The 13,177-nt window shown below is 38.1% G+C and carries 8 protein-coding genes; 1 reads left to right on the forward strand and 7 read right to left on the reverse strand.

The window, feature by feature from the left end; genetic code table 11:
- Positions 1 to 42: 42 nt before the first annotated feature.
- From GFU89_RS02760 to GFU89_RS02790, 7 genes are all read right to left on the reverse strand, one after another.
- Positions 43 to 1,686, reverse strand: coding sequence for a glycoside hydrolase 43 family protein (locus tag GFU89_RS02760; RefSeq protein WP_318845680.1), 1,644 nt, complete (start codon positions 1,684 to 1,686; stop codon positions 43 to 45).
- A 45-nt stretch (positions 1,687 to 1,731) separates the two neighbouring features.
- Complete coding sequence (locus tag GFU89_RS02765; RefSeq protein WP_318845681.1) at positions 1,732 to 2,985, reverse strand: glycoside hydrolase family 88 protein; 1,254 nt, start codon at positions 2,983 to 2,985, stop codon at positions 1,732 to 1,734.
- 11 nt (positions 2,986 to 2,996) lie between these two features.
- Entirely contained in the window at positions 2,997 to 3,992 is a 996-nt protein-coding gene (locus GFU89_RS02770; protein ID WP_318845682.1) for a DUF4861 family protein, read from the reverse strand.
- Between the two features lie 49 nt (positions 3,993 to 4,041).
- Entirely contained in the window at positions 4,042 to 5,457 is a 1,416-nt protein-coding gene (locus GFU89_RS02775) for a pectate lyase (protein ID WP_318845683.1), read from the reverse strand.
- A gap of 29 nt (positions 5,458 to 5,486) precedes the next feature.
- Positions 5,487 to 6,509: a pectinesterase family protein gene (locus tag GFU89_RS02780; RefSeq protein WP_318845684.1), complete on the reverse strand. Its 1,023-nt coding sequence runs from the start codon at positions 6,507 to 6,509 to the stop codon at positions 5,487 to 5,489.
- Between the two features lie 82 nt (positions 6,510 to 6,591).
- Positions 6,592 to 8,427 carry a RagB/SusD family nutrient uptake outer membrane protein gene (locus GFU89_RS02785; protein WP_318845685.1) on the reverse strand — a complete coding sequence of 612 codons (1,836 nt, stop codon included), beginning with the start codon at positions 8,425 to 8,427 and terminating at the stop codon, positions 6,592 to 6,594.
- Between the two features lie 10 nt (positions 8,428 to 8,437).
- Positions 8,438 to 11,455: a TonB-dependent receptor gene (locus GFU89_RS02790; RefSeq protein WP_318845686.1), complete on the reverse strand. Its 3,018-nt coding sequence runs from the start codon at positions 11,453 to 11,455 to the stop codon at positions 8,438 to 8,440.
- An 878-nt stretch (positions 11,456 to 12,333) separates the two neighbouring features.
- Between GFU89_RS02790 and kduI the strand changes: the two genes are divergently transcribed.
- Positions 12,334 to 13,170, forward strand: a complete 837-nt coding sequence (gene kduI / locus GFU89_RS02795; RefSeq protein WP_318845687.1) for a 5-dehydro-4-deoxy-D-glucuronate isomerase — start codon at positions 12,334 to 12,336, stop codon at positions 13,168 to 13,170.
- Positions 13,171 to 13,177: the final 7 nt, after the last annotated feature.

Consider the following 13,177-nt stretch of genomic DNA (forward strand, 5'->3'; position numbering starts at 1 on the left):
CTTTTTGCTATCGTTAGCCTCTTAGCATTTACCAATATTATTTTACTTTTTAGTAATTCTGAACCAATCAAAATCAGCATATCCTCCTCTTGGTGCTTTTGGCGTACTGATACTATAAAGCCCTACTTTTGCTCCAATCCATTTTCCCGGTTTTGCCTGGAAAACGTCACCCGCTTTGATGAAATTTTTACCGTTTTCGCTGTAACTGAACTGGCACAATCCATTGGGTTCGGTTACATTCACTTTTAAATAAGTCTCATTGCTTTTTAATTGAGTTTCCCAGAGTATTTTCTCCTCACCGCCTTTGTCTGCTTTTTCAGCTTTCCTTAGTTGTAGGTAATAGCCGTCAGGTTTGTTGGTGATGACCAGTGATGCATGATCTAGTCCCATAATCAGTAATCCTGCAGTCTTTCCATCCTTAGCTTCTTCGGGAACTAATTTTACCTTTGTTGTGGCAGTAAAAATAGGAGCTGGGAATTTTTGGGTTAACAGATTCGGAACATTCCACAGGTTTTTTTCACCTTCAGGAACTTTTATTGAGAATAACCTTAAAAATTGCTGTCCGGGAAGTTTGGAAGACCATACAATATTTTCATTCGCGCTCCATTGCCATTGTAAACCTAATTTCTTCCCATCAAATTCATCGGTCTCAGCAGGGGTAACAACAGGATATAATTGCCCAACATCAGGTTTTTTATAACTTACAACAGGCTCTCCGATTCCGTTTTTATTATAGTCTGTTCCCATTACGGGCCAGTCTTTTTCCCATTTCATTGGCTGCAGGTGAACAATTCTTCCGCCCGCATCCATATCCTGAAAGTGATAGAACCAGTTTTCTCCGGAAGGAGTATCTACCCATGCTCCCTGATGAGGTCCGTTGATGGTTGTTGAGTCCTGCTCCAGAACAATTTTTTCTTCGTAAGGGCCATATATATTTTTTGATCTCAGCGCAAGCTGCCAACCTGTTGCAACACCACCTGCGGGGGCAAAAATATAATAATAGCCGTTTCTTTTATACATTTTAGGCCCTTCAACGGTAGGATGAGCATCATGACCATCAAAAATGTGAATTCCTTTATCGAGTACTTTTGTTCCTTCCGGATTCATTTTATTGAGGGTTAACATACTTTTGACTCCGGCACGGCTTCCGGCCCAGCCATGAATAAGATAGGCATTTCCGTTTTCATCCCAGAAAGGGCAGGAATCAATCAAACCTTTTCCTTCCATCACCAAAACCGGTTTTTCCCAAATTCCCAGAGGATCTTTAGTTTTTACCATATAAATTCCGAAATCCGGATCTCCCCAGTAAATATAAAATTCTCCTTTATGAAATCTGAGGCTGGGTGCCCAAACGCCATCACCTCTTTTGGGTGTTGAAAAGTGTTCGGATGGCAAGATATCCTGGATTGCATAATTAACCAGTTTCCAGTTGATCATATCTTTGGAGTGAAGAAGAGGCAATCCGGGAGCTTCGTTAAAACTGGAGGCCGTCATATAATAATCATTCTCCACCCGGATAATGTCCGGATCTGAATAATCTGCATATAAAATAGGATTTCTGTAGTTTTTCCCCTGATCAGCAGTCCATACTTCGGAAACATAGTTTTTTTCCTGTGCCTGAAGATAGGTAGAAGCTGCCGAAAAGGCTGTAAGGGTAATGATATTTAAAACACTTTTTGTCTTCATATAATCAATTATACATTATCTGGCTAAGAGTTTCTCAATCCTTTTTTATTTTTCAAATTCTAAACTGGCAAGAATAAACGGACCTGTTCCTTTTGGGTCATTGGAACGGACTTCTTCATTTACATAATATTCATAAGAACCGCTTCTGTAAGGTGTTCCGCCCAAACCTGCCACAGCACAGCATTTATTTAAGCTGACAACACCGTTTTCATCTACTGTAATCAGGTTTTTGATAATGCCATCGTATCCTTTTTTGGCGTATGCTTTATATGATTTGGATAAATATCCTTTGTTGACAGATTTTATCATGGTGTACACAAACATCGATGAACCCGTTGCTTCCAAATAGTTTCCTTTTTCTCCTCCTTTATCCAATACCTGATACCAAAGTCCTGTCCTGGAATCCTGAACTTTGATAACAGCATCACAGTAACATTTCAGGTAGGTAAGTAATTTTGCTCTTCCCGGATGGTTTTGAGGCAGATAATCCAGTACATCTACGATAGCCATTCCGTACCAGCCCATTGCTCTTGACCAGAAATTTGGTGAAAGTCCGGTTTCTTTATTTGCCCATTGCTGTTCTCTGCTTTCGTCCCAGGCATGATAGAGCAATCCCGTTTTTTTATCTAAAAGGTGCTTCTGAATCAGTTCAAACTGATTGATGATATCGTTGTAAGCTTTTTCAGCTTCTTCTCCTTTTGAAAAATCATGGGTATAATGGGCATAAAATGGCTCACCCATGTATAATCCGTCCAGCCACATCTGGTTAGGATAAATTTTCTTGTGCCAGAAACCGCCTTCTGAAGTTCTTGGCTGGCCATCAACCTGAGAGCGCAGAGTTTGCAGAGCTTTTAAGTATTTGTCTTTTTTCTCCTGCTTATAGAGGTAAAGAAGTACATTTCCACAATTCAGCATATCAATATTGTATTTGGAAAGATCATAAGAAACAATACTTCCGTCCTCTTTCACCATGGTATCACCAAAGGTTGTGATGTATCTGTAATATTCTTTGTTTCCCGTTTTTTCAAACAACCTTTCAGCACCTTCCAGCACGATGGCTGTGGGATAGCTCCATTTGGGAGCTTTGTTATAATCCAGCATCCATGCCTGAGGAAAGCGTTGTATTTCAGAAAGAAGCATTCTTTCCGACCATGGAAGTTTGGCTGAAATTTTTCCGTTTACTTTTGATTGTATTTCGGATGAAGAATTTTGCAGTGGCTGTTGTGCACAGGAAAAAAAGAGTCCTGAACATACTGCTGCCAATGCATAGATTGTAATAGAATTATTAATAAAGTTCATAATTTCAAACTTTAAAGTTGTTGAGTTTTATCCAGAATATCCAGTTTTTTATCCAGGTCCTGGTAGAAAGAGTCTTCGGTGGTTAAGCCGTTGGGTTCCTGTGACCAGGCTCCTAAAAAATAATAAGATACATTTTTGGTCTTTTTGAAAATGATCGTATGGGTAGATTTTGTCTTTACATATTGATCTAGGCTTTCAATAGGATAGAAGACTGCCATTCCCAGATTGTCTTCTTTTTTGGCTAAAGTTTGCGGTCCATAAGTCGCAATATAGCCCCATTTTTTATTTTTACTGATTCCCTGTTTCAAAGGAATGTCTTTAAAAGCAACAATTCCCGTACATAAACCTGAAAGGCTATTGCTTAGGGTAAGGTCCACTTTTACGAAACGATCTTTGGGTAAAATAGTCAGTTTTGACTGCAGATCTACCGGATTACCCCAGGTTTTCCATCCTTTGTAATTGATAATGGCGTAAGACTGGTCTTTTTCATTGACCACTTTTGCGGTAGTCTTTTTTACGATTTTAAAAGTTTCAATATAATCATTCTGTTCATCATATCTTCCGTAAGACCCGATTCCGATGGTACGGCCGGACTTCAGGATATCCTGTCCCCACGGAGCATCATGATGATAAGATTCAAAACCATCCTGACCGACTTCCGGTAATACCAGAGTGTTTACTTTTTTACCAAAAATATCTGTAGCATTTCTCCAGTCCAGATAGAGTCTGTAGCCAATCTGATTGTTTTCCAAACCAATTCCTTCATATCTGATATATGAGGAGTGATCCGTATGGGTTTCCGGCAGGGTAAGTTCCTGAACATTTTTAAAAGTTCCGCCGATGTATTGACTGCCTTCCCATTGGCCGCCTTCTTTTACAGAAAGTTCAGCGTAGGAAAATGGTGCTTTAGGATTTTTCTTACTGTTTTCAATTACAGAAGTCTGTGCTGAAAGAGTTGAACTGATAAAAGCTCCCGCAATACATATTGTAAATAAGCTGAATTTCATACTTTTTCTTATTAGTTTACCGATTTGTAACAAAGAGTTTTCATGGTTATTAACTTTGTTCATTGGTTATTGTACTGACGATATCATTGAAATAAACCTCAATATTGTCATAATTTTTATCCAGATCTCTACCATGGGCATTGGCAGATTTTGGGTCCAAATGATGTTTAATTTCCCACTCATCAGGCATTCCATCATTATCTGAATCTGGGAGTGGTTTTTCCTGTCTCAAATTTGGAAATCCACCAACATCCTCCTGAGAGTCGATGATTCCATTTGTGCTTCCTTTTGATCCTCTATAAGTAAAGTTTCCGGTTTTGATATCTTTTATAATATGTAGATCAACAGCGTCACGTACCAGGCTTGCTCCTCCATATTGTAAAGTTTTTTCATAGGCTTCCCGGGCGGTATGGGTGATGGTATTATTTTTAATATCGTGAGGCTGATTAATCCTGATGGAATTTTTATCTTTTTCCGTTAGGTTGTACGAGGATTTCATCTGATTAAAAACACCTTCTTTCCAGTTGTCTTTCGTAGTTTCAGGATTTCCCTCTATGACATTTCCATGGATATAGTATTTTCCCCAGGTATTGTAGACTTCCGTTTTCGGATTTTCATTTTTATCTATGGCAACAATCCGTTGTCTGGTGATGGTTGCAGGTCCGGGTTTGTAATAATTATTGATGATGTTGACGTTCATTCCTTCACCGCCGTATATGCTGTTGTGTCCCCAGTTATACATCACATTATTTCTGAAATCAGTAAGGTCGGTGAGGGCAAATTTACTTCCTGCATATTCTCCCAATCGTGGATTCCTACTATCGTGATGAGCATATATATTGTGATGAAATGATGCCAGTTTACCTCCGGCAATTCCTCCATAACCATGGGCTCCTTTCTGATGGAAGCTGTTTCTGAGGCTTTCCGCAATTATACACCACTGCAAGGTTGTATTTTCGTTGGCGTAGATGGAAACAGTTTCGTCTGTGGACCAGCTCATAGAGCAATGATCTACTACTAGATTTTTGATGAATCTTGCACCCAAAGCATCGCCTTCAAATTTTTTCTGATCTCCCATTCTGAATCTCAGATAGCGGATAATAACGTTGTCAGCCGCTATAAATGTTTCGTAATTGGCTACGGTAATGCCGTCTCCGGGAGCGGTTTGTCCGGCAATGGTGACGTTACCTTCTTTTATTTTTAAAGGAGATTCAAGATAGATGGTTCCGCTGGTTTTAAAAACAATATATCTCGGCCCTTTCTGGTTCAGGGCATATCTTAATGTTCCTTCAGAATGATCGTCTTTCAGATTGGTTACGAAATATACTTTTCCGCCACGACCTCCCGTTGTGAATCTTCCAAAACCTTCAGCACCCGGAAAGCTCAATACTTCCTGCGCATTGATCAGCGGGGAAATACTGTATAAAATTCCGATGGCGAATAGTCTGATGAAACTCTTTGTCATGATTGAAAAATTCTCTTTGAAGGGTTGAATTATTTTAAACTCTTTTTTGCATTCCAGCTATCCATGCCTTTCAGTATATTTCCTGCCGTATATTTTTTTCTTTCCTGTTGGGTTAACTGATGTGACCATGAAACTCTCTGCATGGGATTTGCTCCCATACCTTTTGAGTGGCTTTCTGCATAAAATGTTGTCTTTTCAGCATCAGGTTTACTCCAGTTGTGCCATCCTTCAGGTTTTATTGTGGAATTGAGTTCACAATCAATATAAACAGTTTTAGCAAATGGCCTCCAAGGTCTTCCCAGATACACCGAATGTTCCTTTGCATTGCCGATAATTTTAGAATTGATAAACACAAAACCAAACTCATTTTCCAGTGGAGTAGAAGCTGCTGTAATATAGCTTGCCGTTTCTTTGGAATAAATGATACAGTTTTCAAAAACAGCGGTTCCTGCCCCGAAAATATAATCAGTAGTACCTTCTATATAACAGTTTTTAAAATAATTTCTTGATGGTTTTGTTTTATCCTGAAGATCTTGAACTCCTTTCAGATATAAAGTATCCTGATTTCCTAAAAAACTGCAGTTTTCAAAAGTGATCCTGTCACCTGAAATCAATACTGCAACGGCCTGTCCGACTCTCCCTGAACTGTTTTCAAATGAAATATTTTTAGCACTAAAATCATTGGAGTAAATAAATAGAGTAGACGAGCCTGTAGTTCCGATTTCTTTTCCGTCTGCATTTTTTTTAGAAGAAAAATCATCATAAGTAATGATTGTTTTTTCTGAATTTTCACCTTCCAGAAAAAGGGGGGCTTTCGATTCAGGGATCACAATTTTTTCTTTATAAATTCCAGCTTTAATAACAATTTTTGTCCTCAGATAAGAATTGTTTTCAACTGCATCTATCGCTTGCTGAACGGTTGTAAAGTCACCTTTTCCGTCTTTCGAAACCAGGAGGGTTTTCTCCCTGGTCCGGAAAGAAAGAAGGCTGAATACAGCAATCAAAAAAGCAGAAAACAGCGTACAATTTTTAAAAAGAATGGAATGTCTCATAAAGCAATTTTGGTTTAAAATACAGGCTGTGTTCTTAAAGAGATCAGCCTGTATTTTTGATATGAATGTAAACTTAAACTGTCTAGTATCCGTAATCCTGGGTAAGATTATAATTTGAATTGATTACGTCCAGGGCTATAGGAAGAAGTTCCTTTTTATTAGGCTGGAAATAATAAGCATAGCTTTTCACAGGATCTCCGTTGATGTAAGGCTGTGTCATGGCAAGTCTCCAGTTGATTTTTGTATATCCTGAAGGCGTGGCAACACTTTGGTTAGGATTGTAGAAAACATCGGCTTTGTTGATTCCGTTGACATAAATATCCATGTCCAGTACATTTTGCTGTGCTGTTTTTGTAGGAACATAATTGATAACGGTTGATGCCGGTTTTTTATAAAAAATATATTCAGGAACGTTGGCATAAGCTCCGGTACCGTTCATGAAATCTGTTAATTTTTGTCTGGTTTCATTGATTTTTGTTTCAAGAAGGTTCCAGCGGATCAGATCATATTTTCTTAATCCCTCGCCTCCGAATTCCAGCAGTCTTTCCTGTACAATATACTGGAAAAACTGATTTTTGGAAGTTGGGATTGTTCCCACCTGATCTGGATTTCCGGCATAAGCTCTTTGTCTGACAGCCATTACGGCATCAATAGCTTCCTGAGAAGGCGCACTGTGAAGTTGGTTATCTGCCTCTGCAAACATTAATAAAATATCTGCGTATCTCAAAAGCGGCCAGTCAATTCCTAAATTCTGGGAAGTTCCTGTAATGCTTGTCCAGGATTTTCTGAATTTTCCATCGTTCCAGTTGATAGAGGTTTGAAGATCTTCCTGTTTACTTGTACTTACTCTAAAAATAGCAATATTAACATCTCTTCTCAAATCATTTTTACCAAATTCATAGAAATAAGTAGGAATAGCACTGATTCCTCCTGCTGATTTCCAGTCTGAGTCATCATGTCTTAACCCATTATAATATCCGATTTTAGAATCTGTTCGTGAGTTTCCTCCAAACGCTCCGACAGCGAAAATAATTTCATTCGTTGTATCCGGACTGTTGGTATGCAGTGATCTGAAAAGACCTTCATAGCTTGGATTTAGCTTATGCTGCCCGGAATTGATGATTTCTTTACACTCATCATATGCGATCTGGTAATATTTCTGAGGATTGGTGCCTTGTACCATTAATTGGGGACTTCTTCTCAGAGAATATCCTGCTCTTGCCAGGGCTATTCTCGCTCTTAATCCTTTTACTGCAGCTTTTGAAAGTCTTTGTGCTGTAGTTCCTCCTTCAGATTTCCATGGAACTAAGGTTGATGCTTTAGCAAGATCTTCCAGTATCTGATCATAAATGATGTCACGGTCTGTTTTAGGTAAATATACCGAAGGAAGATCAACTGATGGTTTGTCCTGAAATGGAACATCTCCCCAGTTTTTAATAAGATCATAGTAGAACATTGCTCTTAATGCCAAAGCTTCCCCGAGATAACGGTCCATCAGCTTTTTATCAGTTGCGGATCCGGTTTGATACACCGGAGAAAGTGGAATATTTTTAATAACAAGATTGGCTCTTTCGATACCTGTGTAAGTATCCAGGAAAGGTCTTAATAATTCTGTATTGGTAGGAACTGCTCCAAAACAACTGACTCCTCTTCTGTCATTGGCATTGTAATCTCCTGACGTTCTGAAGTCGTCTCCTGACTGAGAGAGAATAAGGTTCATTCTCTGTCCATAGGTATTGTCACCCATAGCACTGTTATAAACTCCCACAAGAGCAGCAAAAGTATCCGGCGTTGAGTCAAACTGCTGCTTTTCTGCGGTGTTGGAAAGGTTTTCTACCTCTAAATATTCGCTGCATGAATTCAGGGTCACCACAAAGGTAAGAGATAAAAAAAGGCTTGAAAATTTATTTTTGTTCATAGCGTTCGTTTTAGAAAGTGATATCTACTCCTGATAAGATAAATCTGCTTCTTGGATAAGCTGAATAATCAACTCCCGGAGTTAATGGATTTCTTCTTGTATTGGCTTCCGGATCAAATCCTGAATAACCGGTAATTGTAAATAAATTATTCACGGTAGCATACAGTCTCAGGTTTTTCACTCCGATGGCTTCCAGAGATCCTTTTGGCAGACTATATCCTATGGTAAGGTTATTCAGTCTTAAGAAAGAACCGTCTTCAATGGCATACGAATGCAGGAAGTAAGCCCCTGCAGGCGGAGTCCACATAGTTGTATTGGCGTTAAGGGCAGCAATAGCCGTTGGGTCTGTTACCTTATTTCCTGCGTTGTCAAACCATCTCCATCGGTCTGCTACTTCTGCCAGCATATTATTATCCTTGTACAGATATTGGGTTGTATATTCTACTTTGTTGGCATTATACACTTTGTTTCCAATGGAAAAATTGAAAAGAAGGCTCATATCCCAGTTCTTATATCGGAAGGTCTGGGTAAAGCCACCGTAGAATTTAGGCTGTGCGCTTCCAAGATCAGTCATGTCTTTGCTGTCAATGACACCGTCGCCATTAAGATCCTGAAGTTTAAGATCTCCCGGCTGTATAGCTTTGGCACCGTTGGCTACTGCAGCAGAATTTGGAATTCCTGTTTTTAGCGTATAAATCTGAGTGGCTGAGTCATAATTAAAATCACTCACTTCATATCTACCGGCCGTTACATATCCCCAATAAGTTCCTACCGGTTTGCCTACCTGTACCAGGAAATCAAACAGGTTATTCTGCCATCCGGAAGGGTAGTAGTAAGAATTGGAACTTGCGGAGGCATTATTTCCTAAGCTTTTGATCGTATTTCTGTTGGATGAGATATTGGCATCAATCTTCCATGAAAAATTTTCTTTACTGATGATGGTACTTCCCATTGATAATTCGATCCCTTTATTTTCACTGCTTCCTGAATTTTGATATTGAAATTCATATCCTGAGGTCTGTGGTATTTTAGCCAGTAATAAAAGGTCCTTCGTATGAGTCTTATAGACATCAAGGGTACCATAAAGTCTTCCCTTGAATAAACCAAAGTCTATCCCCGCATTATAAGAGGTTGCAGTTTCCCATTTCACGTTAGGATTTGCCATGATATTTCCTGTTGTAGCACCAGGTGTAACACTGGTTCCAAAAGCATATCCATAATCTGAAGAAGAGGTGAAGAAGGTATCATATAAAAAGGCTCCGATTCTGTTATTTCCCGATTTTCCGTATCCTAAACGAAGCTTCAGTTCATTGACAAAATTGCTCTGTTTTAAGAAATTTTCTTCTTTGATCTTCCATGCTAAAGATGCCGCTGGGAAATATCCCCACTGGTTAGGGCCTGGTTTGAAAACACTTGAGCCGTCAGCTCTCACGGATACCGTTGCGATATATTTATTATTATAGATGTAATTTACTCTTCCAAAGAAAGAAGCCAGGCGGTCTACTTCTCTTGCGGTTTTAGGAGCATCCTGAATCATTCCTGACGGAGGAGAAGCCAGCTGTGAATTGGCAAATGCTTCCTGTGCTGAAGAAGATTTCGGGAACCATTTGATATTAATAGACGTCGATTCTCCGTCTGTTCTTACCGTTTCCTGACCTGCTAGCAAATCCAGCTTATGATTTCCAAAGGTTCTTCTATAATTCAGGGTATTGGTATTGGTAATTCTTCTGGTTTGGGCGTTGCTTAAAAATACTATAGGCTGATCATTATTCTGTCTTGCAAGGTTGGTTACCGGACCGGAGAACTGGTTGACAATCTGATCTCTCTGTACATATCCGATTACAGTTCGGAAAGTGAAGTCTTTACTGATTTTATAATCAAGCGTTGCATTAAGCAATAAATCGTTTCTTCCGCTTTCTTTTACTTCATCATTGGCCAATAGAATTGGATTGACAAGATTGGTCTGATCTGCGAATAACGGATCAAATTCATCAACATCTACCGTAGAACCTCCTTCAAAAGGCTGATATCTTATAGCATTTCTCAATCTGTTGGTCGTTTGCGAACCGGAAGCAGAAGTTCCCGCACCATAAATCATTTGGCGGCTGTAACGGGCATTAAGACCAATGCTCAGTTTTTTTGAAATATCATAATCATATCTGAAGTTGGCCATATTTCTTTTAAATCCGGAACCAATCATAATCCCGTCCTCTTCTACATTATTCAGAGTTAAAGAGAATGCCGAATTTTCATTTCCTCCGGATAGAGATACATTATGAGTAAAATTGAAGGCTTCTCTTCCAAAAAGTTTATCCTGCCAGTTTACATTCTTGACAGATTTATATTTATCCAGCTGATCAAATGTTCCGTAGCGGGTATTAAAGGTTTCAATATCTTTTAGGTCTCCATTCTTATAATATTGTTCGTACTGATAAAGTACATACTGATAAGGATCCAGAACATTAAGCTTATTCTGAATACTTCTTACTCCTACAAAACCATTATAATTGATTGTTGTTTTCCCCTTTTTACGGCCTCCTTTTGTCGTGATCAGAACGACACCGTTGGCTCCTCTTGAACCGAATATAGAGGTTGATGAAGCATCTTTTAAGACCTCAATTGATTCTATTTCCTTTGGCGATAAGATCGTCAGGGCATTATCCATCTGCACACCATCTACAATATAGAGCGGGGCATTACTTTGAGTGATGGAGTTTCCGCCGCGGATGACAATATCCACATCAGCTCCGGGAGATCCCTCACTCAGGGAAACCTGCACTCCGGCCAGTCTTCCCTGGATAGCTTCAGCAGCATTGGTAGACGGCATATCTTTAAGCGCTTCGCCTTTCACCGAAGAAACAGCGTTGGTAACATCTTTTTTAGAAACCTTTGTATATCCCACTAAAACCACATCATCCAGTTTGGTTTCTTTATCTTTTTTTGTTTCTTTTTCTTGAGCCATTGCAAGGACAGGAAGCAGAAAAACAGTTAAATATAACCACTTTATTGATTGTACTCTTTTATCCATTTTGTATCCTTATAGTTTTAATTCTTGGTTGAAAGTTTTTTCAATCGTTCTTGTTTAGGACTGTTAAGTATTATTCTGCGGACTTTAGTGGTCATGAAGCTTTTTAATATCTTTTACGCTTTTGTGCAATCGATTGCGTAATTTTTTATAAAACATTATTCTGGCTTCTAAACTAATATTATTTTTCAATATGCAAATAAAAAAATGTTATTTTTTTATTAATTTGATGGTTTAAATAAAAATATTGTATCCAACTAGAGCGGTTTTTTATTGTGTAACATATTGTAAATAAGGTTAATATTGGTTTGCTATGAATGTTGTGTAATTAGGTGAAAATTTTTCATTTTTTTAATGCTTAATATTTAGAAAACTTAAAAATAACTTAAAATTCATATGTTTTTTGTATCCTAAAAATCCCTGAATTATTATCTTGGAATAAAATTTTGTAATATTTTCTGATTTTTATCATCTTTTTTCGCGGGATTTTGTATCAGTATTTTATTGTTTTTAATAATATATCGTAATGTATGTGGTATATTTTATAAAAGCGTTTAATTTTTATCAATTTCACACCTTGTAAATGTCGCTTTATTTTGGCATGATTTTATATTTTTGAAGGTTCCGGGTTCTGTTTTTGGTTAATTTTTTTTGAATAAAAAGTTTTTATTTCAATAAAAATAAGTATAATTTTTAATTTTATCTATCTGAAAATCAACTGTTTTTAAATTTAAATTAATTTTTTTGTTAACTAATTGAAGAATAATTCTATATTTATCCCACAAGTATTTCTGCCAATTTTAGTGTAATTTAATGCAATCGATTACATTTAATTTAACTGGTTTGAGAAAACCGCAAAAAAAGAAAAGTAAAATAGGAGTATGATACAGTCAGAATTTCGTTACGCCCATCATCCGGAAGATGTTAAAAATTATACCACAGAAGATCTTAGGAGGGAGTTTCTGATCAATGATTTATTCAATGAGGATAAGATAAAATTAGTCTATTCAATGTATGACAGACTTATTGTAGGAGGGATAATGCCTTCGTCCAAAGCTTTGAAGCTGGAACCTACGGATGATCTGAAAGCTGAAAATTTTCTTGACAGAAGAGAGCTGGGAATCATCAACGTAGGTGGTGCCGGAAAAGTAACGGTAGATGGAACGGTATATAACCTTGGGAATAAAGAAGCTTTATATGTGGGAAAAGGAGCTAAAGAAGTCTTTTTTGAAAAAGATGGTAAAGAGCAAACCTATTTTTACATCAATTCAGCGCCGGCACATCATTCATATCCCACCAAGAAAATCACGAAAAAGGAAGCGGAAATTGTGGAATTGGGTGAAGAAAAGTACGCCAACAAACGTACGATCAATAAACTGATTGTGAATTCTGTAGTTGAAACATGCCAGCTTCAGATGGGAATGACGGAACTGCACCCTGGAAGTGTATGGAATACAATGCCTGCCCATACCCATGCCAGAAGAATGGAAGCATATTTTTATTTTGATCTGGAAGAAGGGCAGACGGTAAGTCATTTTATAGGACAGCCTCATGAAACCCGTCATTTGTTTATGATCAATAGGCAAGCTGTACTCTCTCCGGAATGGTCTATTCATTCAGGAGTAGGAACAACTCATTATACTTTTATCTGGGGTATGGCAGGAGAAAATATGGACTACGGTGATATGGACGGTATCAAAACAAACGAACTAAAGTAATTTTTCT

This window comes from Chryseobacterium sp. JV558 (assembly GCF_033712365.1).
GTDB lineage: Bacteria > Bacteroidota > Bacteroidia > Flavobacteriales > Weeksellaceae > Chryseobacterium.

Coding starts and splice junctions, on each gene's coding strand:
- GFU89_RS02780 (WP_318845684.1), bottom strand. CDS start 6,509: ATGAGACATTCCATTCTTTTTAAAAATTGTACGCTGTTTTCTGCTTTT.
- GFU89_RS02785 (WP_318845685.1), bottom strand. CDS start 8,427: ATGAACAAAAATAAATTTTCAAGCCTTTTTTTATCTCTTACCTTTGTG.
- GFU89_RS02765 (WP_318845681.1), bottom strand. CDS start 2,985: ATGAACTTTATTAATAATTCTATTACAATCTATGCATTGGCAGCAGTA.
- GFU89_RS02770 (WP_318845682.1), bottom strand. CDS start 3,992: ATGAAATTCAGCTTATTTACAATATGTATTGCGGGAGCTTTTATCAGT.
- kduI (WP_318845687.1), top strand. CDS start 12,334: ATGATACAGTCAGAATTTCGTTACGCCCATCATCCGGAAGATGTTAAA.
- GFU89_RS02790 (WP_318845686.1), bottom strand. CDS start 11,455: ATGGATAAAAGAGTACAATCAATAAAGTGGTTATATTTAACTGTTTTT.
- GFU89_RS02760 (WP_318845680.1), bottom strand. CDS start 1,686: ATGAAGACAAAAAGTGTTTTAAATATCATTACCCTTACAGCCTTTTCG.
- GFU89_RS02775 (WP_318845683.1), bottom strand. CDS start 5,457: ATGACAAAGAGTTTCATCAGACTATTCGCCATCGGAATTTTATACAGT.